The organism is Catellatospora sp. NPDC049111 (assembly GCF_040648615.1).
Lineage (GTDB): Bacteria > Actinomycetota > Actinomycetes > Mycobacteriales > Micromonosporaceae > Catellatospora > Catellatospora aurea.
Window position 1 is genome coordinate 341,961 of sequence record NZ_JBEZEB010000003.1, and the last position, 25,003, is coordinate 366,963.

The window sequence follows — 25,003 nt, forward strand, 5'->3', positions numbered from 1 at the left end:
GATGTGCACACACGGGTGGAGGAGCGGCCCCGTGAATGTGGCTCGCACACTAGTGGCCGGGTCCGTCAGCGCGCTGCCCGATAACGGACGCGGGGCCGGGACGTCTCCGTCCCGGCCCCGCGTCATCGCAGGTGGTGCGCTCAGCTGAGCACGAACACCGTGTTGCCGCCCGGCGGGACGGACACGATGGTCGCCGACGCGCGGTCGGTCCCGCCGTACCAGTTCCAGCCGGCGCTCTCGATCCAGCGGAACTTCACCGTCTGCGGGCCGAGCACCCGGAACGTGGCTCCGTTCGCGAGGCTCTGCTCGGTCCACCCGGCACCCGAGATGTCCCCGGCGGCCGCGTTCTCCGCCACGATGAAGCCGGTGCCGTTCTGGCCCGGGATCTTCACGGTGATGAGGTTGCCCCGGGTCATCTTGTAGTCGTAGGTGGTGGTCTGACCGGCCGTCACCGTGATGCGCGCGGCGATGAACCGGTTGCCGGTGCCGCCGCTCCACTGGGGAGCGTGGTCCAGCGCCTTGAACAGCAGCGGCCACTGGTACGGCCCGAGGAAGCCGATCGTGTAGCGACCGTCGGAGTCGATGTCGACCGAACCGATCCCGCCGCCGACGTTGAAGCCCTCGTCGAGCACCCGGACCGAGCCGTACTGGATGCCGCCGGTCTTGGTGGTCACCGTGCCGGTGACGGTGCCGGCCTTGTCCATCCGGATCACCGGCGCGGTGACGGTCTGCCCGGCGGCGAGGGTGAAGTCGCGTGCCTGGCCCTGCAGGCCGGTGCCGCCGTTGGCCCCGAGCCACTGCGCGCCGAAGCCCGGCGCGTCGGTCGGGAAGGCGAACAGCTGCACCTTGCCCGGGTTGACGCTCAACGTGATCTTGCCGTCGGTGCCGGTGGGCTCGCAGCCGTCCGGCAGCACCGGGTGCTCCGGCAGGATCGCGAACACGCAGACGCCGGCGAGCGGCAAGCCGGTCGCCTTGTCCACGACCTTGGTGTTCAGCTTGGCCTGTGGGGTCAGCATGAGCACGGTGGTGGTCTGCTGGCCCGCGGTGATGGTGACCGGGACTTCGGCGCTCGCGTAGCCGTTGGCCCAGGACCGCACCATGTAGTCCCCGGCCCGCAGGTCGGAGACGGTGATGACGCCGTTCTCGGTGTACTCGGAACGGATGCCCACGTCGATCGAGAACTCGTCGACCGCGGCACCGGTGAGGGCGTTCTTGGCGGTGACCTTCAGACTGCCGCTGGGCAGCTTGACGTCGTCGACCACGGTGGCCTGCCCGGACGTGACCGTGATCCGGTCGGCGGCGCCGTAGCTGGTCTTGCCGTACGCGTACTGGTCGACGCCGTTGCCGTCGAACCGCACCACGTACTGGGTGGCGGGCAGCTCGGGGAAGGAGTAGCCGCCGTCCGCGTCGGTGTACGCCGACATCGACAGGTAGTTGCCGTCGGCGGCGTACTGGAGGCCGACCTGTACGTCGGCCACCCCGTTGCCGGCGGCGTCGGTGAAGTGTCCGGTGATCGAGCCGGTCGGCAGCAGCTGCTGGTTCACGGTGAGCACGCTGTCAGCCGCCACCGTGACGGTGCCGGCGGTCTGCTCGGTCCACACGTTCGGGTACCACTGCTCCAGCCCGGACTCGCGGGTCAGGCGCATCCGCCACTGGCCGGCGAACACACCGTCGATGCGGTACGCGCCGTCGGCGTCGGTGTACTCGGCCGGGCCGGAGCCGCCGTTGGTCTCCTGCAGCCGGACCTCGACCCCGGCGGCGGGACTGCCGTCGAGGTTGGTGACCCGACCTGCCACGCTGCCGGTCGGCAGCTTGGTCTCGTCGACGGTGACCGTCTGGCCGACGGCCACGTCGAAGTAGGCCGCCTCGCTCTGCTCGCGCTTGCCGTGCGCCCACTGGGAGGTTCCGTTGCCGAACTGGAACTGGACCTGGTAGCTGCCCGAGTAGACGCCCAGCGTGTAGTTGCCGTCCGAGGTCCAGACGGAGGAGCCCAGACCGTTGTCGGCCTGGGCCCCGACGAAGGCGCTCACGCCGTTGCCGGCGGCGTCGACGATGCGGCCGGTGATCGTGCCGTGCGGCAGCAGGGCCTCGTCGACGGTCGACACGGCTCCGGCGGTGACCGCGATCTGGGCGGCCTCGTCCCAGCTGCGGCCGTTGTGGGCGAACTGCTCCGGGTGGCCGGGGGCCAGGAACTGGACCACGTACGGGCCGGGCACGAGCCCGGTGATCTCGTACGCGCCGGTTCCGTCGGTGGTGGCCGAGCCCCAGCCGTCGCCCGTGACGTAGACCTGGGCGTCGGCGACGGGCTGGCCGTTGAAGGTGAGGTGTCCGGCGATGGTGCCGGTGTCCGGATCGGCGTGGGCAGGCGCGGACAACCCCATGGTGGCGATCGTCGCGGCGAGCAGCACGAGTCCGAGCCGGCGCAGTGGTGTCCTGCGCATGTGGTCCTCGACTGGTGAGAAGGAGGGGATGAACACAGCGCGGGGAAGTCCCCGTGCGCGACACGGTATCCGTTTTGCTCAAGGCCGTGGGGGCACGGTATTCTTCTGCGTCGGTGGTCATCGGGGAAACCCGGGGACCGCCATGGAGGCTTCGCCTAGTTCGGTCTATGGCGCCGCACTGCTAATGCGGTTGGGGTCTTAAAGCCCCTCCCGGGTTCGAATCCCGGAGCCTCCGCGCAGGACCACCTGAACGACCGGGAATCCGGCCGTGTATGCTGATCCCGCACCGAGCGCCCGTAGCTCAATGGATAGAGCATCTGACTACGGATCAGAAGGTTAGGGGTTCGAGTCCCTTCGGGCGCACGTAGGCCCCCCTGAGCAGCAATGTTCAGGGGGGCGTTTGCGTTTCCGGCCTGAGGTGCGGGTTTCGGGGCGAGGCGGGTGCGTGGCCGGATCCGGCGCACACGCCGTCGCGCCCGCACCACCGTGGCGGCGCGGGCGTGCAGGCGTCGGAGGGTCAGTCCTTGCGGTTGGGGTCCTTGACGAAGACTCCGTCCCCTTGGCGTCCCTCGATCAGGCCCTCGGCCTTGAGCACCAGCATCGCGCCGCGGACCGAACCGTAGCTGATCTGGTACTCCTCTCGGATCTGGCTGATGGACGGCAGTTTGTCGCCCGGCTTCAGCTCCCCCGAGCGGATCTTCTCGCGGATGGCGTTAGCCAGCCGTTCGTACTTCGCGGTCATACCATCTCCCATGGCTCGCTTCAGTAGTAGATCACCGTCACTCGCCCCGAATCAACTCTTCAGCTGGATATCTAGACATAGTCAACTAGCTCGTTTATGGTGATGGCGGTCTCTCTCCCATGGCTCGCACCCCACGGGAAGAGAGACCGATGGTGTGCCGACTGCTGCGAGGGACGCGTAGGCGGTACGCCGGGCGCGGCGGACGCATCCGGGTTGGTGTGAGCCGCCGCGCCCTCCATCGCGCGCCCGGCTTGGCCGGCCGAAATTGCATGGTCGGATGTCTATATAAGATCCAGTCGGCGTCCGGACCTGGCCATTCGGTCGAGGGAGACCCGCTGCGCACAGCGCCGTTACCAAACCGTTACTGATCGGTAAATCTCGACGGTGTGTGATCGCGACCACCCATGAATCGGGCGTCTCGGAAGAAAACTGAGATCACTGATGACGATGTGTAGCTGTCGTGGCGGCAGCACACCACCGACTGTTACTGGTCAGTAGCTTGCCACTTGTGGTCCGCGTCATAAGGCGGAAACATCGTCGGCACCCCGGCGCGGCCTCACCCTGCGCACGGCGAAGACAGACCCCGCAGGCGGAGTGCCGCGGGACGAAACCATCGCGAGGAGGTTCCTGTGAAGGACTCGCAAGGCAATCTGGTACTGGGGCGTACCAGATGGCGGCGCTTCGCCGCCGTGGTGATCCCGGCGACCATCGCGGTCTCCGGCCTGATGGCCGGCGTGGCCAACGGCGCCGTCCCGGTCACCTTCCACGTCTCCGGGCAGACCGCCAAGATCTCGGCGGACGCCCTGGTGGCCAACGGCTTCAGCCAGTACGGCAGCGTGGTCTTCGAGAAGAACGGCACGCCGCACCCCGTGGCGATGTCGGCGATCAAGGACGCGACGCTGACCAACCTGTGCCAGTCGGTCACCACGCCCATCCCGGGCCTGGGCAACGTCACGCTCTTCATCCGGGCCGGCCGTGAGGACGGCGCGCCGGTGAAGGCGAGCAACCTGCTCATCGGCATGGACAGCCTGGAGGGCGACGCTGTCTTCACCAACATCAACATCGGTGCGGACGCCTCCGAGCTGACCGCCGGCGGCCCTCACCACGGGCAGGCCGGACTGTTCGGCCAGGAGGCCGACAAGGCCGAGATCCAGGGCGTGAAGCAGATCGCCCGGTTGACCCAGGCCGGCACGTTCGCGCTGAACGGGCTGTCGCTGACGGTCTCCATGGACAGCACGGGCTGCTTCGCTGGCTGAGCTGTTGACCGGGGACGTGTTGGCTAGGCACGTTCCCGGTCTCCCGGATTCTTGGAGGCACCCGTGACCCTGTGGCAACGGTTCAGCGCCTGGCGGCGCAGCCGGCCCTTCTGGGGTGGTCTGCTGGCCGCACTGGCCGGCGTGGAGATCATCGCCACCACGAAGATGACCCTGGACGGGGCCACCCTCAGCGTGGGCATCAACGGCTTCCAGGCGCTGCTCATCCCGCTGATGCTGGTGCTGGCCGGGCTGCTGGCCTGGTTCACGCCCGCGCAGCGGATGTTCTACGGCCTGATCGCCGTGTTCGTCGCGATCTACTCACTGCTCGCGGTGAACCTGGGCGGCTGGTTCCTCGGGACGCTGCTCGGCATCGCCGGCGGCGGCCTGATCTTCGCGTGGAACCCGGCCGAGCCGGGCGGCGACGCGGGGGACGGCGGCGAGCCGGAGCCCGACGGCGACCAGCACGCGGACATGGACGGCCTGCTCGACGGGCCGATGACGGACACCCTGCCGCCAGCGGTGAACCCGCTGCGCGACGGCGTGCCCGCCCCCCGGCAGCCCGCCGCCGACGAGACCGTCGTCGACGAGCGCCGGGGCGGCCCGCGCCACGCCGCCATGGTGATCGCCGTGGCGACGCTGGCGACCAGCGCACTCAGCCTGGTCGTCGCACAGCAGCCCGCGCGTGCCGCGGACTGCGGCACCACCCAGACGGCGGCCCGGACCGGGCCGGTACGCGAGATCATCGGCGGCATCGTCGAGGCGGTCGGCGGCCTGCTCGGCGCCGACCAGGCGTCGCCGAGCGCGTCGCCGTCGGCATCGCCGTCACCGGAGCCGTGCCCTTCCCCGGAGCCGTCACCGACCGGGGGGCCGAAGCCGTCGGCCTCCCCGAAGCCGGAGCCCTCCGGCAGCCCGTCGCCGAGCGGGACTGCCTCGCCCGACCCGACCGGCAGCCCCACCCCGTCGCCCGCGCCGACGCTCAAGGCCGCCCGCGGCCAGCAGCCGGTCGCCGAGCGCCCCGCGCTCATGACCGGCAGCCGGGTGACGATGTACGGGCTCACCTTCGACGGGATCGTGGAACTGCCCACGAAGGACGGTGGGACCGTGCGGACCCTCCGGTTCTCGATGGACAAGTCGGACACCAACGACTTCCGGCTGCGGGTGTACGGCAAGGACAGCTGGGTCACCGACATCACCACGCCCAAGCTCACGGTGGAGGGCGACCGGGTGTACTTCTACACCAGCCGGTTCCGGGGCAAGGCCCTCGGCGTGCTGGACGTGGACTACTCGCCGGACGAGCCGCCGCTGCTGACGCCGCCGCTGGTCTTCTTCACCGACCCGGTGATCGACCTGGTGTACGTCGACTCGCCCAAGCTGCGGGCACCCGACATGAAGATCGACGAGCACAAGATCTGAGCACAGGGCGAAGGCCCCCGGCCGCGGAGCGCTCCGCGGCCGGGGGCCTTCGTCGTGGGTGATAGTGGGATCAGCCGGCGACGACGGTGTCGAGCGCGATCTCGACCATCTGCGAGAACGTCTGCTCGCGCTCCTGCGCCGTGGTGGCCTCGCCGCGCTTGATGTGGTCGCTGACGGTGAGGATGGTCAGCGCCCGTGCGTCGTAGCGGGCCGCGATCGTGTACAGCGCCGCCGACTCCATCTCCACCGCGAGCACGCCGTAGTCGGCGAGGGTGTCGTACAGGTCGGGGCGGTCGGTGTAGAAGGCGTCCGCGGCCAGGATCGGGCCGACGCGCATGGTGATGCCGCGCTGCTCGGCCACCTCGACGGCCTTGCGGAGCAGCTCGAAGTTGGCCACGGGCGCGTAGTCGATCAGACCGTCGAAACGCATCCGGTTCATGTTCGAGTCGGTGCTCGACCCGATCGCGGCGACCACGTCGCGCAGGTTCAGCGACTCGGCCAGGGCCCCACAGGAACCCACCCGGATCAGCGTCTTCACGCCGTACTCGTTGATCAGCTCGTGGGCGTAGATGGAGGCCGAGGGCATGCCCATCCCGGAGCCCTGCACCGAGACCCGGGTGCCCTGGTAGGTGCCGGTGAAACCGAACATGTTGCGCACCGTCGAGTAGCACTTGGCGTCCTCGAGGTAGTTCTCCGCGATCCATTTGGCCCGAAGCGGGTCGCCCGGCATGAGGACCCGGTCCGCGATCTCACCAGGCTTGGCGCCGATATGCGTACTCATGACGCGATCTTCCCACGTGGCCGCAGTGCCCCGGCGGCAGATCAGGCCCCGGACGGCCGCACCAGCTCGATCTGCCCGCGCATACCGGCGAACTCGGCCCGCGCCTGCTCGACGGTCGAGGAGTACCAGAGGATCCAGCCGTAGCTCTCCCGGTCGGCCCAGCCGCACGCCGGCAGCACCTTGCCGAGCTCGGCGACCGTCACCGTGCCGCAGGCGGCGCGTCCGCCGAGCGGGCCGGGCGGCGCGTCGGCGATGCCGAGCACTGGGAAGCCGGTCTCGCCCATCCCGGCGAACAGGTTGTCGAACGCGACCTCTTCACTCGCGAAGCCACCCACCTGGGCGTACATGAGCAGCCCGTACTCGCCGTCCGCACCGCGGTAGAAGCTGCCGGTCCGGTGCACCCCCTCCTTGCGGACCAGGTCGGGCAGGGCTTTGAGCAGGGTCTCCATGCCGCGCTCGTCGACGATGCGGGGACGGCCGCCGAGCGTCGGCGGGGCGGTCACCGAGATCTGCCGCGGTTCCGGCTCGGCGAGCACGGACCGGGCGGCCAGCGCCGCCCCCACACCGCCTACCAGCAGGCCGCCGACCGCGAGCCCCGCGATCACAGCGGTGCGCCGGGAACGCGCCGCGGGCGGCGGCTCGGGGGAGCCGGGCAGGGCGGACTCGGGTACAGCGGTCTCAGGCACGGTGCTCTTTCGGGGTAGGTAAAGGAGAACGCCCGGCTGTCCGTGAAGGACTGCCGGGCGTTCTGCCGTTGGCGGTGGCGGAGGGATTTGAACCCTCGGAGGAGTTACCCCCTCACACGCTTTCGAGGCGTGCTCCTTAGGCCGCTCGGACACGCCACCGCCGAAGACTCTACACGAGGGTTCAGCAGGCCCCGAAACCGGTATTGAAGAGCCGGGTCAGGTACTCCCCGTAACCGGCCACGGCCTTCTGCACGGTGGTCCCGTCGTGCAGGAACAGGTAGCCGCGGTCGCCCTCGGTGACCAGCAGCCCGTCGAAGCGGTGGCTGCCCGCGGGCGCGGTCAGCACCTCCGCCTTCGGGTAGGCCGTCCGCGCCTCCTGCACGGTGCTGCCGGTGTGCACGCCCTCCGGGGTGCGCAGCGGCGCGTCGAACCACATCATGACCAGGCGGTCGTCGGCGGCGAAGACGAGATTGCCCTGCGGCATGCCGGTGACCTGCGTGCTGCAGCCGGTGCGTGCCTTGTCCAGGCGGTGTTCGAGTTCAGCACGCTTGGCGCCGAAGCGCACGTCACGTACGCCCTGCAGGTGCACGATGTCCGGGCCTTGGACCACCGGCGTCGCGCTGACTACCGGCCCCTGTTCCGGGGTGGCCGGGGCCTGTGTCGCCTGGGCGCACGCGCCGCCCAGCAGCATGACGGTCGCGAGGGCGAAAGCTCCACGCATGGCTGTCCCCCTAAAGACACCGGCCTGTGAGGCGACTCCCACCGGGGGTGAGGTCGTGCCCTCGACTATACGACTACATTCCGTAACTGCCACTTCACGCTGAGGCTTTCTCGGGTCTGCGGGACGGCATGTTCATTCACTCCTGCGCGGGGCTATGCGGTGCGAATACCTTCGGACAGGCACGAACCGGGCAGCGCATCGCGGGTAAAAATTTTCGCGTCTGTCGCCGGGGGAGGCCCGACCTAGGGACAACGGACGGTCGGTTCCGGCCGCTATGGTGTCGGCGCTCACGGGGGTCCGACATCACCCCGTGCGTGTGCTCCGCCCACCACTCACCCCACGAGGACGCATGCGCAGACATCTGCTGCGCCGGGTCGGAATCATGCTGCTCGCCGCGACGGTCGCCACCACGGGACTGGCCGCCGCCGCGCACGCGGACCCCGACACCGGCACGATCACCGGCCGGCTCACCGACGGTGGCGGGCCCGTCGCCAACGCCCACGTCGAGGCCAGTGGCGCCGGCTTCGGCGCGGCCGAGACCGACGCCAACGGCGACTACGTGATCGCCGACCTGCCGCCGGGCAGCGGCTACCAGGTTCGCTTCAGCCCGCCAGGCCGACCCTGGCAGTACGCCTACCACACCCCCACCTACGAGAGCGCGGCCGAGTTCACCGTCGCCGCGGGCGCGACCACCGTGGTGAACGACACGCTCATCGCAGTCGGCACGATCACCGGCAGGTTCATCGACGCCGCCGGCAACGGCCTGCCCCACCGCACGGTGACCTTCAGTTCCGAGCCCTCCGGCATCTGGCAGTTCACCGAGACCGACGCGACCGGCGCTTACCAGGCCGTGCTGCCGACGGGTGCATACCGTGTCGCCTTCAAGGTGGGCTCCCAGGATCAGTACGTCCCGGGCGAGCTCGACCACAGCCTGGCGCAGATCTTCTCGTTGGCGGCCGGCCAGACCGTCACCGTCGACGAGACGGAGCTGCCGCTGGGGGCGGTTGCGGGCCGGATCGTCCGGGCCGACGGCACACCGGCGGCCGGCACCGACGTCCTGCTCCGCGGGCCTGATGACGGCTATGCCGGGTACGCCGGCACCGACGCCGACGGCCGGTACCGGATCGACGTGCTCGCCGGGGCGTACCGGGTGATGATCCCGTTCGACTCGGACCACTCAGTCCTGCAGTACGTGCCCGGCAAGCGGCTGGCGGCCGAGGCGCAGCTGTTCACCGTCACCGCGGGCAACGTGACCGCGGTGGACGAGACGCTGCTGCCGACCGGCTCGGCGAGCGGCAGGTTCACCGACGCCGCGGGCAACGGCATGGCCGGAGTGGAGGTGTCGCTCATCGACGAATACGCGGGCACCTACAGCGGGCGCACGGACGCGAACGGCGACTGGCAGGTCGACGGGCTGCTCGTCGGCGAGTACTCGGCGATGTTCTTCAGCTGGCAGCACAACTTCACCCAGTACGCGTACGGCAAGACGAGCCGCGAGGCGGCGGACGAGTTCATCGTCACGGCGGGACAGAACGTCGTGGTCGACGACTCCCGGCTGGCCACCGGCAGCATCCGGATCACCGCGAAGAACTCCGTCACCGGTGCGCCGGTCGCCGATTTCTACGTGCAGGCCGGCTCGTACTCCACTGACGCGGTGGACGGCGTCGCGACGCTGTCCGAGCTGCCCGTGGGCACCTGGCAGCCGGCCGTCTACGCCTCGGGCTACCAGCCGCTGGAGCAGGTCGCTCCGGTGACCGTGGTGGCCGGGCAGCAGGCCGAGATCGAGCTGACGCTCGTGCCGTACGGCTCGCTGCGGGCCAAGGTCGTCGACGCGGCCACGGGCGCGCCGGTGGCGGGCGTGTGCCTGTTCACGCAGACCAAGACCAAGTTCCGGCTCTTCGAGGGCTGCGCGGGCGAGAGCGGCGCCGACGGCGAGGTCGTGCTCGACGTCGCGGCGGGCACCTACCAGGTGTTCGCGCTGCCCGGCCCGGGCTCGGCGTACGGCGCGCAGTGGGTGGGTCTCACCGGTGGGACCGGCAGCCAGGACCTGGCTCGCAACGTGGTCGTGGCGGCCGGGGAGCGGAAGGACATCCACAAGATCTACATGGATCGCAAGGGCTCCGTCACGGGCGTCGTGACCGGTGCCGACGGTGCGCCGGTGACGAGCGGGACCGTCGCCGTCGTCACCCCCGTGATCGGCGACGCCGGGCAGGGCCGGGTGGCCGTCGACACCCAGGGCCGGTACACGCTCGACTTCCTGGGGCCGTACTCGTGGCCGCTGAGCTTCCAGACGTCGACACACGCGTTCCAGTGGAGCGGGGCCGCCCACCGGCGGCAGAGCGCCACCCTGGTGCCGGTCACCGCGGGGCAGACCACCACGTTCGACCAGCAGCTCACCCTGGGCGCCCTGGTCAAGGTGACGGCGACCGGCTCACCGGCCGGCGGCTTCGCGGTCGCGTACAACAACAGCAACGGCGACGTGGCCGGCTTCGTCTGGGTCCAGCAGGCCGGCGGCCAGGCGGTCTACCGCGTGATGGGCGGCCAGCAGGTGAAGCTGGAGTACGCGGGCGGCCTGCCCGGCCAGGGCTGGTACGGCGGGACCGACTTCGACAGCGCCAAGACGGTGTCGATCCCGACGACCGGCGAGAAGGTCGTGGTCTACCCGTACAGCTGAGCCGGAAACGCCAGGAGCCCGGATCGTGTGATCCGGGCTCCTGTACGTTGCTGCTCAGTGAGCGGAGGATACGAGATTCGAACTCGTGAGGGTTTTATCCCAACACGCTTTCCAAGCGTGCGCCCTAGGCCTCTAGGCGAATCCTCCGTCGAGAAGGATACATACCGGGGTCGGGGTCGGCACGTGCACCCCCGCCGGGTACAGTTTGACTTGCCCCCGTGCGGCGGCACCCTGTGAACCTCCCCAGGGCCGGAAGGCAGCAAGGATAAGCAGGCAATACCGGGTGCACGGGGGCCCTTTCATGCCCGCGAACGCCGCTCGCCTTCATGATCAACGCCTGGTGACGGTGGCGGGGACTAGGCTGAGGGCGACATCCGACGGGTGACTGTTAGAGGAGTGCGGCGATGCGGCCGGGTGGACAGCCGAACATGCAGCAGCTGATGAAGCAGGCGCAGAAGATGCAGGCGCAGCTCGCCTCGGCGCAGGCGGCGCTGGCGGAGGCAGAGGTCACCGGCACGGCCGGGGGCGGCCTGGTCACCGTGAAGATGACCGGTTCCGGCGAGTTCCGCGGCATCTCCATCGACCCGAAGGCGGTCGACCCGGACGACGTCGAGACGCTGGAGGACCTGGTGTCCGCCGCGTTCACCAACGCCGCCGACGAGGTGCGCAAGCTGACCGAGCAGAAGATGGGTCCGCTCTCCGCCGGTCTCGGCGGCATGGGCCTCCCCTTCTAGGCCCGGCCGACCGTGTACGAAGGCGCGATCCAGGACCTCATCGACGAGCTCGGCCGGCTGCCCGGAGTGGGGCCCAAGAGCGCCCAGCGCATCGCGTTCCACGTGCTCTCGGCCGATCCGACCGACATCAAGCGGCTGGCCGCCGCGCTGTCCCGGGTCAAGGAGCAGGTGCGCTTCTGCGTGCTCTGCTTCAACGTCGCCGAGGAGGAGCAGTGCCGCATCTGCCGCGACCCGCGGCGGCGTGAGGACGCGCTGTGTGTGGTCGAGGAGCCCAAGGACGTCGTGGCGATCGAGCGGACCAACGAGTTCCGCGGCCGCTACCACGTGCTCGGCGGGGCGATCAATCCGCTGGAGGGCATCGGGCCCGACCACCTGCGCATCCGGGAGCTGATGGCCCGGCTCAGCTCGGGTCAGGTGACCGAGCTGATCCTCGCCACCGACCCGAACACCGAGGGCGAGGCGACGGCGACGTATCTCGCGCTCCTGGTCAAGCCGATGGGCATCACGGTGTCCCGGTTGGCGAGCGGTCTGCCTGTCGGCGGCGACCTCGAATACGCCGACGAGATCACTCTGGGTCGCGCTTTTGAGGGCCGACGGACCCTCTGAGCGGCCCGCCAATCTCGCAAAGATTCGCATAGCTCGATATCTTCTTGGCTTTTACCTGCGATTTTCTTCGTACCTCGCGTCCGTTTTTTATAACGCCCTCATCACGGACCGGCCTGAACTTGGTTACAGGCACCCTGTGAACTTGACGCCGGACGAACTTGCGAAGAATGCTCTGATCATGCGGTGGCGTGCACCACACTCCACCGCTGTCGCCCTGTCATCCGACCGCCCCCACGGTGGACAGAGGGTCGGGCGGCGCGAATCACGCAGGTAACAACCGAGCGGATGTCGCGCGCGGCGCACCGCCCCCGCCCGTCCGGGCAGACCGGTGCGACGTCGTCGCCTCCGCAGGGAGGCAGCCGGTATATGGCCACGCGAACCGAAACCTCGGCCCCTGAGGGGACCAGGGCACCCGCGAAGGCGATCGAGGGACGCTCCCTCGGCCGCATCGCCTGGACGCGCCTCAAGCGCGACAAGGCGGCCATGGCCGGCGGCGTGGTGGTGATCCTGCTGATCCTGATGGCGGTCTTCGCGCCGCTGATCGTGAGCTGGTTCGGCCACCCCCCGAACGAGTTCCACCAGGACGCCGACCTGCTCGCGGCGGAACTGGGCGGCCTGCCCCGCGGCGACTTCCTGTTCTTCGAGAACAGCGGGATGAGCGGCGACTTCCTCTTCGGGCTGGAACCGCAGAACGGCCGCGACCTGTTCAGCGAGGTCGTCTACGGCGCCCGGGTGTCGCTGCTGATCGCCTTCCTCGCCACCCTCGTGTCGGTGCTCATCGGCTCCACCCTCGGTGTGATCGCGGGCTTCTTCGGCGGCGTGGTCGACACCGTCATCAGCTTCCTGATGAACGTCTTCCTGGCGTTCCCGCTGCTGCTGTTCGCGATCGCCCTGGTCGGCGTGCTGCCCGACCGGGCGTTCGGGCTGTCCGGCAACTCGCTGCGCATCGCCCTGCTGATCTTCATCATCGGCTTCTTCAACTGGCCGTACATCGCCCGGATCGTGCGCGGGCAGACGCTGTCGCTGCGCGAGCGCGAGTTCGTGGACGCCGCCCGCAGCCTGGGCGCCCGCGGGCCGTACATCATCGTCAAGGAGATGCTGCCGAACCTGGTGGCACCGATCCTGGTGTACGCCACCCTGCTCATCCCCACGAACATCCTGTTCGAGGCCGCGCTGTCCTTCCTCGGCGTCGGCGTGCAGCGCCAAGTCGTCGGCGAGCCCGGCGTCACCTGGGGCGGCCTGCTGGCCGACGCGGCGCGCAACTCGGTGGTCCACTTCATGTTCTTCCCCGGCATGGCGATCTTCATCACCGTGCTGGCCTTCAACCTCTTCGGCGACGGACTCCGCGACGCGCTCGATCCCAAGAGCAAGCGCTGACCCCAGCCACGCAACACCACCCACAGCGCGGTTCGAGAAACGAACCGTTCCCCCCAGGGAGGAAGTTAGTGAGAAACAAGGGAAGGGTGCTGGCGGCGGCCTCGGCCGTCTTCGCACTCGCGGTGACCGCAGCTTGCGGCTCCGGTGAGGAAACTCCGAAGACCAATGAGGCGAAGCCGGAGTTCAACGCCGCGCTCACCTCGGTGTTCAACCCGTCTGACAAGCCGGGTGGCACGCTCAAGATGGCCATCTCGTCCGACTGGGACTCGGTTGACCCCGGCGACACCTACTACGGCCTCTCCTGGAACCTGCTGCGCCTTTACGGCCGCTCGCTGGTCATGTTCAAGCCGGCGCCGGGCGCTGCCAGCGGCGAGCTCGTCCCGGACCTCGCCGAGACGCTGGGTGTGCCCAGCGACGGCGGCAAGACCTGGACGTACAAGCTGCGGGCCGGCGTCAAGTTCGAGGACGGCACGCCGATCACGGCCAAGGACGTGAAGTACGCGGTCATGCGGTCGATGGACAAGGAGGTGCTGGTCAACGGCTACACCTACTTCAACGACTTCCTGGCGCTCGAGGCTGACTACAAGGGCCCGTTCAAGGACAAGGCCGCCGACACCAAGGCGATCGAGACCCCGGACGACCAGACCATCGTCTTCCACCTGAAGCAGGCCTTCGGCGGCTTCGACTACTTCGCGATGCTGCCGGCCACCGTGCCGGTGCCGGCCGCGAAGGACACCGGTGTGAAGTACAAGGAGCACGTCGTCGCCTCCGGCCCGTACATGTTCGACAAGTACGAGGCGGGCAAGGGCTTCACGCTCAAGCGCAACCCGAACTGGGACAAGGCGACCGACCCGAACCGCAAGGCTCTGCCGGACGCGTACGACGTCAAGATCGGCCTGAACGCCGACGACATCGACAACCAGCTGATCTCGGGTGACCTGCACGTCGACATCGCGGGCACCGGTGTGCAGCCGGCCGCGCTGCCGAAGGTGCTGCAGGACGCCGACAAGAAGGCGTACGCCGACAACCCGTCGGTCGCCCGCCTCTGGTACACCTCGATCAACCCCAAGGTCGCTCCCTTCGACAAGAAGGAGTGCCGCGAGGCTGTCATGTACGCAATGGACCGCACCTCGTACCAGGCCGCCTTCGGTGGCGAGTTCGCGGGTGGCCAGATCGCTACCAGCATCATGCCGCCGCAGATCCCGGGCTACGCGCCGACCAACGTCTACCCGGCGGGTGCGGACAACAAGGGTGACCTCGAGAAGGCCAAGGCTTCGCTCGAGGCTTGCGGCAAGAAGGACGGCTTCGAGGTGACGATGGGCTTCCGGGCCGAGCGTCCCAAGGAGAAGGCGACCGCCGAGGCGTTCCAGCAGGCGCTGGCCCGCGTGGGCATCAAGGTCACCCTGAAGGGCTTCCCGGTCGGCGACTACTTCTCGCTGTACGCCGGCAAGCCGTCCTACCGCAACAGCCCGTCCACCGGCCTGGGCCTGATGGTCAACGGCTGGGGCGCGGACTGGAACGACGGCTACGGCTTCCTGTCGCAGATCGTGGACAGCCGGGTCATCCGCGAGTCGGGTGGTTCGTCCAACCTCTCCGTCATGATCCCCGAGGTCGACCAGATGATCGACCAGGCGCTGGCCGAGACCGACGTCAAGAAGCGCGAAGCGCTCTGGGCGCAGATCGACAAGCGCGTCATGGAAGAGGCGGTCATCCTGCCGGGTGTCTGGGCCAAGGCTCTGACGCTGCGTGGCAAGGGCGTGACCAACGTGTTCGTCAACGAGGCGTTCGGTCAGTACGACTACCTCTCCATGGGTGTGGCGCAGTAAGCAGCACACCTGCTCCAACCCACCTGGCAATTACCAAAGGTAGGTGAAGGCGCAGGGTGGCCGGTCCGGCCGGGTTCACGCCCGGCCGGACCGGCTGCCCAAGCCGAAATCGTGGTCACTTTCTTCATCCGCCGGACCATCGGCGCGGCGCTGATGCTCTTCGTGGTCAGCATCTCGACATTCCTGATCTTCTTCGGGCTCCCGCGCCTCGCCGGCGCGACGCCCGAGACCTTCGCCGCGCGATACCTCAGCCGAACCGCCGACGCGCACGCCCAGCAGGTGTTCGCCGAGAAGCTGGGTTTCTACGACCCGCTCTGGCTGCAGTACTGGAACTGGATCAAGGCAGTCTTCGTCGGCACCGACTACGACTACGGCACCGGCGTCGAGCACTGCGCCGCTCCCTGCTTCGGCTACTCCTTCCGCACCAACCACGCCGTCTGGGACGACCTGGTGGACCGGCTTCCGGTCACCGTCTCGCTGACCGTCGGCGCGTCGATCCTCTGGCTGCTCACCGGTGTCGCGGTCGGCGTGCTGAGCGCGCTGCGCAAGGGCAGCTTCTTCGACCGGGCCGCGATGACGGGCGCGCTGGCGGGTGTGTCGCTGCCGCCGTACTTCACCGGCCTGATGTTCCTGTACTTCTTCAGCTACCAGTTCGACCTGACCGCGCCCGGCGGCACCTACGTCAACTTCACCGACGACCCGGGTGAATGGGCGTACAGCCTGATCCTGCCCTGGATCACGTTGGCGATGCTGAACGCCGCCGCCTACGCCCGGTTCACCCGGGCCGGCATGCTCGACACGATGGGCGAGGACTTCATCCGCACCGCGCGGGCCAAGGGCCTGCACGAGCGGGTGGTGGTCACCAAGCACGGCCTGCGCGCCGCGCTGACCCCCATCATCACGATCTTCGGCCTCGACGTCGGCCTGCTGCTCGGCGGCGCGATCCTCACGGAGAGCACGTTCGGGCTCAAGGGCCTCGGCTACTTCGCCATCGACGCCATCAACAAGCAGGACTTCCCCCAGATCATGGGCGTGACGATGTTCGCGGCGTTCTTCGTCGTCGTCGCCAACCTGATCGTCGATATGCTCTACGCGGTGGTCGACCCGCGGGTGAGGCTGTCATGAACACTGTGATCTCTCCTCGGCAGGATCCCACCGCGCGGCCGTTCCTCGAACTGCGCGACCTGAAGATTCACTTCCCGACCGACGACGGCGTCGTCAAGTCCGTGGACGGGCTGACCTTCTCGCTGGAGCGGGGCAAGACGCTCGGCATCGTGGGCGAGTCGGGCTCCGGCAAGTCGGTGTCCAGCCTGGGCATCCTCGGCATCTACCACCGCGGCAACGCGAAGGTGTCCGGCGAGATCTGGCTGGACGGCCAGGAGCTGGTCGGCGCGTCGCCGGAGACCGTGCGCGGGCTGCGCGGCAAGCGGATGGCGATGATCTTCCAGGACCCGCTGTCGGCGATGCACCCGTACTACACCGTCGGTGACCAGATCATCGAGGCGTACCGGGTGCACCACAAGGTGTCCAAGAAGGTCGCCCGCAAGCACGCGATCGACCTGCTGGCCCGGGTCGGCATCCCGCAGCCGGACCGGCGCGTCGACGACTACCCGCACCAGTTCTCCGGCGGTATGCGGCAGCGCGCGATGATCGCGATGGCGCTGTCCTGCGACCCCGAGCTGCTGATCGCCGACGAGCCGACCACGGCCCTCGACGTGACGGTGCAGGCGCAGATCCTCGACCTCATGCGTGACCTGCAGCAGGAGTTCAACTCCGCGCTGATCATCATCACGCACGACCTGGGTGTCACCGCCGAACTCGCCGACGACGTGCTGGTCATGTACGGCGGCAAGTGCATCGAGTACGGCACCGCCACGGAGATCTTCGAGAACCCCGAGCACCCGTACACCTGGGGTCTGCTCGGCTCGATGCCGCGCCTGGACCAGCCGGTCACCGAGCGGCTGCTGCCCATCAAGGGCACCCCGCCGTCGCTGATCAACGTGCCGTCCGGCTGCGCCTTCCACCCGCGCTGCGCCTTCGACGGGCGCACCGGCGGCGCCAGCGACACGGTCGTGCCCGAGCTGCAGCTCACCGGCACCAGCGGCCACCGGGTGCGCTGTCACATGCCCGCGCAGGTGCGTCAGCAGATCTGGCTCAACGAGATCAAGCCGACCCTGGAGGGCACCGGCGGGCTCGCGGTGGCGGACATGTCCGCCCTGCCCTCCGCCTCTGAAGAGCACAGCGAGGAGACAGCATGAGCAACTCGGACAACGCCCTGCTGTCGGTGCGCGGCCTGCAGAAGCACTTTCCGATCCACAAGGGCGTGCTGCGCCGCAAGGTCGGCGCGGTGCAGGCCGTGGACGGGCTCGACTTCGACGTGCTGCCGGGCGAGACGCTCGGCCTGGTCGGTGAGTCGGGCTGCGGCAAGACGACCACGGGCCGGCTGCTGACCAGGCTCATCGAGCCGACCGCCGGCAGCATCACGTTCGAGGGCAAGGACATCTCGCACATGTCGCAGGGGCGGCTCCGCCCGTTCCGGCGCGACCTGCAGATGATCTTCCAGGACCCGTACTCGTCGCTGAACCCCCGGCACACGGTCGGCGCCATCGTCGGCGCGCCGTTCCGGATCCAGGGGGTCAAGACCGAGCTCGGCGTCAAGCGCGAGGTGCAGAAGCTGCTGGAACTGGTCGGCCTCAACCCCGAGCACTACAACCGCTACCCGCACGAGTTCTCCGGCGGCCAGCGCCAGCGCATCGGCATCGCCCGTACGCTGGCCCTGAAGCCGAAGATGATCATCGCGGACGAGCCGGTGTCGGCGCTGGACGTGTCCATCCAGGCCCAGGTGGTCAACCTGCTGGAGGACCTGCAGACCGAGCTCGGCCTGACCTACGTCGTGATCGCGCACGACCTGTCGGTGGTGCGCCACATCTCCGACCGGGTCGCGGTGATGTACCTGGGCAAGATCGTCGAGATCGCGGACCGGGAGTCGCTGTACAAGGCGCCGCGGCACCCATACACGGCCGCGCTGCTGTCGGCGGTGCCGGTGCCCGACCCGCGCCGGCGGCAGGGCGACCAGCGGGAGCGCATCCTGCTCACCGGTGACGTGCCCAGCCCGATCAACCCGCCGTCGGGTTGCCGGTTCCGCACCCGGTGCTGGAAGGCGCAGGACATCTGCGCCACCACCCCGCCGCCGCTGGTCCGCCACGGCGACGACAACGCCGCTCACCTGGCCGCCTGCCACTTCCCGATGGCCCTCGGCGAGAAGCGCTGACCCACCCCTACGCGAAGGCCCCGAGGTGTCCGCACCTCGGGGCCTTCGTGTAGGCGATCCCGCAGTTTCGGGGAAACTGCTCGAATTCGGCATCCGATTCCTGCAGTTTCCCCGAAACTGCGGGACGCCCGAGGCGGGCGGGCCGGTTCAGTCGAGTTTTTCGAGGTTGAAGCTGCGGCGGAGGGAGTCGACGGCGGCCTGTTCGGTGGTCTGCCGGGCTACGGCGGCGTCGACGATCTCGTCGGTGGGCTCGTCGCCGGGGTCGAAGCCTTCGATGGTGCGCGGCGGCGGGCCGTCGTACTCCGGATCGTACGGCGGCTCCTCCAGCGGCGGGCCGTCGTCGACGACCGGCGCGCGGCGGCCCGTCTGCTGTGCGGGAGCGGCCGGGGCCGCACCGCCGACGCGCGCCGGGGTCGGCCAGTCGTCGGCGGCGGGCGCGGGCGCACGGGCCGGGGCGGCGGCCTTCGGCGGCGCACTGCGGGGCGGTGCTGAGGCCGGGGCGGCGGCCGCGGCCCGCGACGCGGCACGGGGATCCCCGCCGACCTCGCAGCGCAGCTGCCACTTGCCGCCGAGCACCTGGTGCACCGCCTCCATCAGCGGCGCGGGGTCGTTCTCCACGCCGTTCGCATGGATCTTGTGTTTGAACAGCAGCACCAGCGTGTTGCCGTCGATGTCGCGGACCACCGCCTCGCGGGCGAACGCCGCCGCCTTCTTGCTGCTGCGGCCCACCATACGCACGATCTCGTCCCAGGACCGGCGCACCGCGGCGGCATCGTCGGCCCCGCCCGCCGGGGCGCTTGCCGCAGCGGGTGCGGGTGTCCGAGCGGGCTGCGCGGGAGCAGCGGACTCGGGCGCGCGGGCCGGTTCGGCCGAGGCCCAGGAGTCGGCCGCCTGGCGGGCCGCACCGTCGGGCTGGGCCGTCGCCGACTGCCGGACCGGGCTGCCGTCGGGCGAGACCGCCCCGGGACGTGAGGCCGTGCCGGGAGTCTCGGACGCTGCGGCTCGAGCTTCGCGGCCGGTGCCCGCCCGGTCGTGTCCGGCGGCGGCACTGGCCGCTGCGGCCCGCGCGGCCTCGCGGCCCGTGGCAGCCGGAGCGGCGCTCGGCGCGTCGGGCGCGGTGCCGGTGTCGCGCTGGGCATGGCCCGGCTCGGCCTGGGCTCGGACCGGGGCGTCGGCGGCCGGGCGGGCGACCGCGCCGGGCACGAAGCCGGTCTCCAGCCGCTCCAGGCGCTGGAGCAGGGCGGTGCCGGACTCGTCGGCGGCGGGCAGCAGCATGCGGGCCGCGATCAGTTCGAGCAGCAGCCGGGGCGAGGTCGCGCCGCGCATCTCCACCAGGCCGTTGGCCACGATGTCCGCGCAGCGGGACAGCGTCGCCGAGCCGAGCTGGGTCGCCTGCGCCTGCATCCGCGCGAGCTGCTCCTCCGGCACGTCGATCAGGCCCTTGGCGGCGGCGTCCGGCACCTGCCGCAGGATGATCAGATCGCGCAGCCGTTCCAGCAGGTCGTTGGCGTATCGGCGGGAGTCGTGGCCGGCTTCCGCGACCCGGTCGATGGCCCCGAACGCGGCCGCGCCGTCGCCCGCGGCCAGCGCGTCGACCATCTCGTCGATGAGCGCGTTGTCGGTGACCCCGAGCAGCGCCACCGCGCGGGCGTAGGTCACCCCTTCCGGGCCGGAGCCCGCGATGAGCTGGTCGAGCACGGAGAGGCTGTCCCGGGCCGAACCACCGCCCGCCCGCACCACCAGCGGCAGCACCAGCGGCTCCACCGCGATGCCCTCCAGCTGGCAGAGGTGCTCCAGGTAGGGCCGGAGCGCGCTGGGCGCCATGAGGCGGAACGGGTAGTGGTGGGTGCGTGAGCGGATGGTGCCGAGCACCTTCTCCGGCTCGGTGGTGGCGAAGATGAACTTGACGTACTCCGGCGGCTCCTCGACGAGCTTCAGCAGCGCGTTGAAGCCGGCCGACGAGACCATGTGCGCCTCGTCGATGATGTAGATCTTGTAGCGGCTGATGGCGGGCGCGAAGAACGCGCGCTCGCGCAGCTCTCGGGCGTCGTCGACGCCGCCGTGGCTGGCCGCGTCGATCTCGATCACGTCGATCGAGCCCGCGCCGTCGGGAGCCAGCGCCTTGCACGACTCGCACTCGTCGCACGGCTCCGGGGTCGGGCCCTGGGCGCAGTTCATCGAGCGGGCCAGGACGCGCGCGCTGGTGGTCTTGCCGCAGCCACGAGGGCCGGAGAAGAGGTAGGCGTGATTCAGCCGACCGCTCTTGAGTGCCTGGATGAGCGGCTCGGTGACATGCTCCTGGCCGATCACCTCGGCGAAGGTGCGAGGCCGGTACCTGCGATACAGCGCCAGCGCCACGGGGCGTACACCTCCTACGAACGTCGCCCGCTACCGTACCGCGCAGGTCTGACCACCGCCCTGCTGGACCGGCGCGTGCTGCGGTCGTGCTGGGCGATATGTCACCGCTGTCCGGGCCGATTCCGAACAACGGTTCGGTATCACTTGCCCGTTCGCCCGTGCGGGCACACATCGACGGCCGTTAGGGTCGGCCCTGGGTGACCCTGCGTCGTCGAGTAATCACGTAAATAGGACAGAGGTGGCCGCGATGCGCGCGCGACGGTGGCGGATCTGGTCGGCGACGGCCACGGCGGCGGCACTGCTGCTCGCCGCCGGCTGCACCGACGACGACGGCGACCCGGTGGCCCCGGCGTCGAGCGCACCTCCGGCCGTGAGCACCGAGGACATCCTGGTCTTCGCCATGGGCCAGATCCGCATCCTGGACCCGGCGTTGTCGCCCGACGCGGAGTCGCTGCGCATCACCAGGCAAGTGCTGGAGACCCTGGTCCAAGCCGAGCCGGGGGCCGCGGTGGCCGCCCCGGGTCTGGCGGAGAGCTTCTCCGTCGACGGCACGGGCACGGTCTGGACCTTCCGGCTCCGGCAGGGCGTGCAGTTCCACGACGGCACCGCCTTCGACGCGGCGGCGGTCTGCGCCAACTTCGACCGCTGGCACCGCTTCCCGGCCGCGCTGCAGGCGGGCGACATCAGCGCGGCCTGGCAGGCGGTCTTCGGCGGCTTCGCCAAGAACGCGTCGAGCCGGCTCGGGGCGAGCCTGTTCAAGTCGTGCACGGCCACCGACCCGGCCACCGCCCAGATCGCGCTCACTCGGCCGAGCAGCCGCTTCCCGGCCGCCTTCACCCTGCCGTCGTTCGCCATCTCCAGCCCGAAGGCGCTGCGCGAGCAGCAGGCGGACAAGCCCGTCGCGGGCAGCCGCTACCCGGCGTACGGGAACAGCCCGGTCGGCACCGGGCCCTACCGCTTCGTGTCCTGGGACAAGCCGGGGCGCAAGGTGGAGTTGGAGGCGTTCGACGGCTACCACGGCACCGCCGCCAAGGTGAAGCACCTGGTCTTCCAGACCGTCGAGGCGGGGCGGCGCAAGCAGGCGCTGCTCGACGGAAAGATCGACGGATACGACCTGGTCGCGTTCGAGGATCGCAAGCCGCTCGCCGAGCAGGGCTTCCACGTGCTGGCCCGCCCCGCGTTCAACACGCTCTACCTGGGCATCAACCAGAGCGGCAACCCGGCCCTGGCCAAGCCGGAGGTGCGCCAGGCGATCGCGTACGCCGTCGACCGGCAGCGCCTGCTCGCCGAGGCGTTTCCGGAGGGCGCCAAGCTCGCGCTGAACTTCCACCCCGAGCTGCTCCCCGGCTGGAACCCCGACGTCGCGGCCTACCCGCACGATCCGGCGAAGGCGAAGGAGCTGCTGGCGGCCGCGGGCTACGGCAGCGGCCTGAAGCTGCGCTTCCACTACCCGCGCGACGTGACCCGGCCGTACCTGCCCGACCCGAAGAAGATCTTCGAGCTGCTCGCCGCCGACCTGCGCGCGGCCGGGATCGAGGTCGAGGGGATCGAGCAGCGGTGGACGCCCGCCTACCTCAACACGGTGTCCAAGGGCAAAGCCCATGACCTGCACCTGTACGGCGTGACCGGCAACTACGGCGAGGCCTACGACTTCATGGGCCAGCTGTTCGCCAAGCCCACCGCCGAGTTCGGGTTCACCGACGCGGACCTGTTCGCCCGGCTCAAGGAGGTCGACGGGATCGGCGACCCGGGCCGGCGCCGCCCGCTGTATGAGCAGCTGAACGCGCGGCTGCTGGAGTTGCTGCCCGCCGTGCCGCTGGTGCACGGGCCGGACGCGCTGGTGCTGGACAAGAACCTGACCGGGATCACGCCGAGCCCGCTCACCGACGAGGACTTCGCCGCCGCGCTGTTCACCTGAGCCGGGCCGGATCGGTTCCCGCGCGGGAACGGCGCGTGTCGCATCGGGTGGAATGTCCGCTTATCGACTGATACGCGGTAGCCTGCCACCTTGCCAAAGCAAATCGACCCGCGTCGTGCGGGCCGCGCAACGCGCCCGGCCGACGTGCCGCGCTCGATGGGGGAATCGTGGTTCGTGCCTGGATGACCGTCGCATTCGGGGCAGCGCTGGGCCTCGCCGCCGGGCTGCCCGCAGCCGCCGCCCCGGCCGCGGACGGGCTCAAGCTCGACCTGCCGGCCGCGGCCGGGGCGACCGAACTCGGCGGCGGCGACACCGCGGTCAGCCTGAAGAACACCACCGGCCACGACATCGGCAAGGTCGTGCTGCAGGTGCGGCTGACCGGCGGGCTCGCCCAGCGGGTCGAACTCGCGTCGGCGGACTGGTGCGACCACACCAAGACCACAGCCACCTGCAAGGTCGACCGGATCAGCCCCGGGCAGGGCTTCTCCATCCGGCTGGACCTGCGCGCCCGCAAGAACGCCCCGGAGGGCGCGGCGGGCACGGTGTCCGTCAGCGCCCGGGGCGTCGGGGTGCCCGCGGCGGTCGGCACGTTCGGGGTCGAGATCTCGCCGCCACCGTACGTCGACGTCGCGGCGACCGCCGAGCAGCCACGGGTGGACCTGCACACCGGGGACACCGCGCACCTCGGCGTGCTCTACCGCAACACCGGCCCGGTGCCCGCCCGGCTGCGGATCGCCGATCCCGTCGCGGCCGGGTTCGACGACGTGACCTGGTCCGACTGCCCCCAGGACGACGGCGACGCCTGCCTCGTCGAACTGCCGGCGGGGCAGTCCCGGCGGCTCGCCTTCACCATGCGCCTGGCCGAGGCGTCCCCGGCGGAGCCGCACGTGGCGATGACGGTCGAGGGCGCTTACGACCGGATCGTCACCGACAACCTGGCCGTCTACATGGTCTGCGTGTACGACACCGGCCGCTGCACCCGGCACCTGCCGGGCACCCGCAGCGACGTGTTCGCCGCCCCCGCGCCGCGGGCCGTGGCGGCCGACCCGGCCGTGGACGGGATGGAAGGCGAGAACCAGGCGGTCGCGCTGACCGAGCCCGAGCACGTGCCGGTGGCGGTGCAGGACGAACTGGCAGCCGAGGAGCCGTACAGCTTCATCGACGAGGTGACCGGCATCCTGGCGTACTCCCTGCTGGCCCTGTTCATCGTCGGGACCAGCATCGCGCTGGCCCTGCGCAAGCGGGCCGCCGACCGGGCCTGAGGGCCGCTCAGCCCTCGGGGCGGTTCAGCAGGCCCACGGCCAGCAGGTGCAGGGCCTGGGCGGGGTCGGTGACCGGCACGGTCGCGCCGGTCACCGTGTACCACTCCTCGGCGCCCAGGTACTGCACGCGGAGCCGGGCGGTGCCGTCGCCGCCCAGCTCCGTGGCGAGCGTCAGCTCACCGGTGACCACGCCCACCTCGTCGGTCATGACACCGCCAGGCCCGGCCATGATGTTCGTGGTCAGCGCGCTCATGCTGCGCTCGCGCAAAAAGTCGCACCGGTGAGGATGACGCGCTCACTCATACACAGGTCCCCAGCATGTCGGTCAGGGCGGCCTTCTCGGCCGTGGTCACGGTGAGCTTCCAGTAGGTCTTCACCGTGATCCATTGTTGCGCATAAGTGCACCAATAGTCCTTGCTTGGCGGCTTCCACTGCGACGGGTCCTGGTCGCCCTTGGACCGGTTGCTGGTCGCCGACACCGCGAACAGCTGCGGCCGGTCCAGGTCGTTCGCGAACTGCGAGCGCTTCTCGTTGGTCCACTCGTCCGCCCCGGACCGCCAGGCGTTGGCCAGCGGCACCATGTGGTCAATGTCGACCTTGAGCGGGTCGGTGGTCTTCAGTCCGTCGTACACGCTGGACCACTCGCCGCCGGTGACGTTGCAGCCGTCCAGCTTGACGTTCTTGCCGTCGCGGGAGAGCACGGTGTCCCGCACGTCGCAGTTGGACCCGGCCTTGTTCCAGTGCGGGAACTTCTCCCGCGTGTAGCCGGTCATCGGCCGCGCGGCGGCGACCTTCAGGTTGGACAGCGAAGCGAGCGCGTTGCTGCCCGCGTTCGGGTCGACGTTGACGCCGCCGGGCTTGGCGGGGCCGGCCGGAGTGGTGGCCGGGTCGCACGCGGTGCTGGTCGCGGCGGCCGCGACGGCCGCCACCAGGAGTA

19 protein-coding genes, 4 tRNA genes, 1 other RNA gene and 1 pseudogene are annotated in these 25,003 nt (G+C 69.9%); 15 read left to right on the forward strand and 10 right to left on the reverse strand.

Annotated features, from left to right (window positions below; genetic code table 11):
* Positions 1 to 140: 140 nt before the first annotated feature.
* Positions 141 to 2,441 carry a carboxypeptidase regulatory-like domain-containing protein gene (locus AB0B66_RS06470; protein WP_360523796.1) on the reverse strand — a complete coding sequence of 767 codons (2,301 nt, stop codon included), beginning with the start codon at positions 2,439 to 2,441 and terminating at the stop codon, positions 141 to 143.
* A 144-nt stretch (positions 2,442 to 2,585) separates the two neighbouring features.
* On the opposite strand from AB0B66_RS06470, the gene AB0B66_RS06475 reads away from it, so the two are divergent.
* Positions 2,586 to 2,676, forward strand: a tRNA-Ser gene (locus AB0B66_RS06475).
* A gap of 55 nt (positions 2,677 to 2,731) precedes the next feature.
* Positions 2,732 to 2,804: transfer RNA gene (locus tag AB0B66_RS06480), tRNA-Arg, on the forward strand.
* A gap of 154 nt (positions 2,805 to 2,958) precedes the next feature.
* On the opposite strand, the gene AB0B66_RS06485 is transcribed toward AB0B66_RS06480, so the two are convergent.
* Entirely contained in the window at positions 2,959 to 3,183 is a 225-nt protein-coding gene (locus AB0B66_RS06485) for a winged helix-turn-helix domain-containing protein (protein ID WP_144119775.1), read from the reverse strand.
* A 629-nt stretch (positions 3,184 to 3,812) separates the two neighbouring features.
* On the opposite strand from AB0B66_RS06485, the gene AB0B66_RS06490 reads away from it, so the two are divergent.
* Complete coding sequence (locus tag AB0B66_RS06490; protein WP_360523799.1) at positions 3,813 to 4,439, forward strand: DUF6230 family protein; 627 nt, start codon at positions 3,813 to 3,815, stop codon at positions 4,437 to 4,439.
* Positions 4,440 to 4,502: 63 nt separating this feature from the next.
* Positions 4,503 to 5,852, forward strand: a complete 1,350-nt coding sequence (locus AB0B66_RS06495; protein ID WP_360523802.1) for a DUF6114 domain-containing protein — start codon at positions 4,503 to 4,505, stop codon at positions 5,850 to 5,852.
* Between the two features lie 70 nt (positions 5,853 to 5,922).
* Here the strand turns inward: AB0B66_RS06495 and deoD are convergent, their stop codons facing one another.
* The 4 genes from deoD to AB0B66_RS06515 form a co-directional block, all read right to left on the reverse strand.
* Positions 5,923 to 6,633 (reverse strand): purine-nucleoside phosphorylase, encoded by a 711-nt coding sequence (deoD, locus tag AB0B66_RS06500; protein ID WP_203698501.1) that lies wholly within the window; start codon positions 6,631 to 6,633, stop codon positions 5,923 to 5,925.
* Between the two features lie 41 nt (positions 6,634 to 6,674).
* Entirely contained in the window at positions 6,675 to 7,319 is a 645-nt protein-coding gene (locus tag AB0B66_RS06505) for a hypothetical protein (protein ID WP_360523806.1), read from the reverse strand.
* 69 nt (positions 7,320 to 7,388) lie between these two features.
* Positions 7,389 to 7,478: transfer RNA gene (locus AB0B66_RS06510), tRNA-Ser, on the reverse strand.
* Positions 7,479 to 7,500: 22 nt separating this feature from the next.
* Positions 7,501 to 8,040, reverse strand: a complete 540-nt coding sequence (locus AB0B66_RS06515) for a hypothetical protein (protein WP_360523809.1) — start codon at positions 8,038 to 8,040, stop codon at positions 7,501 to 7,503.
* A 349-nt stretch (positions 8,041 to 8,389) separates the two neighbouring features.
* Here AB0B66_RS06515 and AB0B66_RS06520 point away from each other — a divergent pair, with 349 nt between their 5' ends.
* Entirely contained in the window at positions 8,390 to 10,714 is a 2,325-nt protein-coding gene (locus AB0B66_RS06520; protein ID WP_360523812.1) for a carboxypeptidase regulatory-like domain-containing protein, read from the forward strand.
* Positions 10,715 to 10,776: 62 nt separating this feature from the next.
* On the opposite strand, the gene AB0B66_RS06525 is transcribed toward AB0B66_RS06520, so the two are convergent.
* Positions 10,777 to 10,861: transfer RNA gene (locus tag AB0B66_RS06525), tRNA-Ser, on the reverse strand.
* Between the two features lie 60 nt (positions 10,862 to 10,921).
* Between AB0B66_RS06525 and ffs the strand changes: the two genes are divergently transcribed.
* The 8 genes from ffs (at position 10,922) to AB0B66_RS06565 (ending at position 18,528) form a co-directional block, all read left to right on the forward strand.
* Positions 10,922 to 11,017, forward strand: an RNA gene (ffs, locus tag AB0B66_RS06530) — signal recognition particle sRNA small type.
* Positions 11,018 to 11,142: 125 nt separating this feature from the next.
* Positions 11,143 to 11,448, forward strand: coding sequence for a YbaB/EbfC family nucleoid-associated protein (locus AB0B66_RS06535; RefSeq protein ID WP_239167937.1), 306 nt, complete (start codon positions 11,143 to 11,145; stop codon positions 11,446 to 11,448).
* 12 nt (positions 11,449 to 11,460) lie between these two features.
* The gene (gene recR / locus AB0B66_RS06540; protein WP_360523815.1) at positions 11,461 to 12,054 is read left to right on the forward strand and encodes a recombination mediator RecR; all 594 of its coding nucleotides are present in this window, start codon (positions 11,461 to 11,463) and stop codon (positions 12,052 to 12,054) included.
* 366 nt (positions 12,055 to 12,420) lie between these two features.
* Positions 12,421 to 13,431: an ABC transporter permease gene (locus AB0B66_RS06545; RefSeq protein WP_360523818.1), complete on the forward strand. Its 1,011-nt coding sequence runs from the start codon at positions 12,421 to 12,423 to the stop codon at positions 13,429 to 13,431.
* 68 nt (positions 13,432 to 13,499) lie between these two features.
* A complete protein-coding gene (locus AB0B66_RS06550; RefSeq protein WP_360523821.1) occupies positions 13,500 to 15,257 on the forward strand; it encodes an ABC transporter substrate-binding protein in 1,758 nt (585 codons plus the stop codon).
* A 111-nt stretch (positions 15,258 to 15,368) separates the two neighbouring features.
* A complete protein-coding gene (locus AB0B66_RS06555) occupies positions 15,369 to 16,382 on the forward strand; it encodes an ABC transporter permease (RefSeq protein ID WP_360523824.1) in 1,014 nt (337 codons plus the stop codon).
* On the forward strand, positions 16,379 to 17,515 hold the full coding sequence (locus tag AB0B66_RS06560) for an ABC transporter ATP-binding protein (protein ID WP_360523827.1): 1,137 nt from the start codon (positions 16,379 to 16,381) through the stop codon (positions 17,513 to 17,515). The genes AB0B66_RS06555 and AB0B66_RS06560 overlap by 4 nt, the downstream gene beginning before the upstream one ends.
* The gene (locus AB0B66_RS06565; protein WP_360523830.1) at positions 17,512 to 18,528 is read left to right on the forward strand and encodes an ABC transporter ATP-binding protein; all 1,017 of its coding nucleotides are present in this window, start codon (positions 17,512 to 17,514) and stop codon (positions 18,526 to 18,528) included. Before AB0B66_RS06560 ends, AB0B66_RS06565 begins: the two co-directional genes overlap by 4 nt.
* Before the next feature lie 147 nt (positions 18,529 to 18,675).
* Here the strand turns inward: AB0B66_RS06565 and AB0B66_RS06570 are convergent, their stop codons facing one another.
* The gene (locus AB0B66_RS06570; RefSeq protein ID WP_360523833.1) at positions 18,676 to 20,886 is read right to left on the reverse strand and encodes a DNA polymerase III subunit gamma and tau; all 2,211 of its coding nucleotides are present in this window, start codon (positions 20,884 to 20,886) and stop codon (positions 18,676 to 18,678) included.
* A gap of 247 nt (positions 20,887 to 21,133) precedes the next feature.
* Between AB0B66_RS06570 and AB0B66_RS06575 the strand changes: the two genes are divergently transcribed.
* Both AB0B66_RS06575 and AB0B66_RS06580 read left to right on the forward strand, forming a co-directional pair.
* On the forward strand, positions 21,134 to 22,804 hold the full coding sequence (locus AB0B66_RS06575) for an ABC transporter substrate-binding protein (protein WP_360523836.1): 1,671 nt from the start codon (positions 21,134 to 21,136) through the stop codon (positions 22,802 to 22,804).
* A 182-nt stretch (positions 22,805 to 22,986) separates the two neighbouring features.
* A complete protein-coding gene (locus AB0B66_RS06580) occupies positions 22,987 to 24,066 on the forward strand; it encodes a hypothetical protein (protein WP_360523839.1) in 1,080 nt (359 codons plus the stop codon).
* 7 nt (positions 24,067 to 24,073) lie between these two features.
* Here the strand turns inward: AB0B66_RS06580 and AB0B66_RS06585 are convergent.
* Together AB0B66_RS06585 and AB0B66_RS06590 are read right to left on the reverse strand one after the other, a co-directional pair.
* Positions 24,074 to 24,313, reverse strand: a pseudogene (locus AB0B66_RS06585) (hypothetical protein); the annotation flags it as partial.
* 52 nt (positions 24,314 to 24,365) lie between these two features.
* Positions 24,366 to 24,995: an HNH endonuclease family protein gene (locus tag AB0B66_RS06590; RefSeq protein ID WP_360523842.1), complete on the reverse strand. Its 630-nt coding sequence runs from the start codon at positions 24,993 to 24,995 to the stop codon at positions 24,366 to 24,368.
* Between the last annotated feature and the right edge of the window lie 8 nt (positions 24,996 to 25,003).

Coding starts and splice junctions, on each gene's coding strand:
- AB0B66_RS06470 (WP_360523796.1), bottom strand. CDS start 2,441: ATGCGCAGGACACCACTGCGCCGGCTCGGACTCGTGCTGCTCGCCGCG.
- AB0B66_RS06485 (WP_144119775.1), bottom strand. CDS start 3,183: ATGACCGCGAAGTACGAACGGCTGGCTAACGCCATCCGCGAGAAGATC.
- deoD (WP_203698501.1), bottom strand. CDS start 6,633: ATGAGTACGCATATCGGCGCCAAGCCTGGTGAGATCGCGGACCGGGTC.
- AB0B66_RS06515 (WP_360523809.1), bottom strand. CDS start 8,040: ATGCGTGGAGCTTTCGCCCTCGCGACCGTCATGCTGCTGGGCGGCGCG.
- AB0B66_RS06520 (WP_360523812.1), top strand. CDS start 8,390: ATGCGCAGACATCTGCTGCGCCGGGTCGGAATCATGCTGCTCGCCGCG.
- AB0B66_RS06535 (WP_239167937.1), top strand. CDS start 11,143: ATGCAGCAGCTGATGAAGCAGGCGCAGAAGATGCAGGCGCAGCTCGCC.
- AB0B66_RS06545 (WP_360523818.1), top strand. CDS start 12,421: ATGGCCACGCGAACCGAAACCTCGGCCCCTGAGGGGACCAGGGCACCC.
- AB0B66_RS06560 (WP_360523827.1), top strand. CDS start 16,379: ATGAACACTGTGATCTCTCCTCGGCAGGATCCCACCGCGCGGCCGTTC.
- AB0B66_RS06565 (WP_360523830.1), top strand. CDS start 17,512: ATGAGCAACTCGGACAACGCCCTGCTGTCGGTGCGCGGCCTGCAGAAG.
- AB0B66_RS06575 (WP_360523836.1), top strand. CDS start 21,134: ATGCGCGCGCGACGGTGGCGGATCTGGTCGGCGACGGCCACGGCGGCG.
- AB0B66_RS06580 (WP_360523839.1), top strand. CDS start 22,987: ATGACCGTCGCATTCGGGGCAGCGCTGGGCCTCGCCGCCGGGCTGCCC.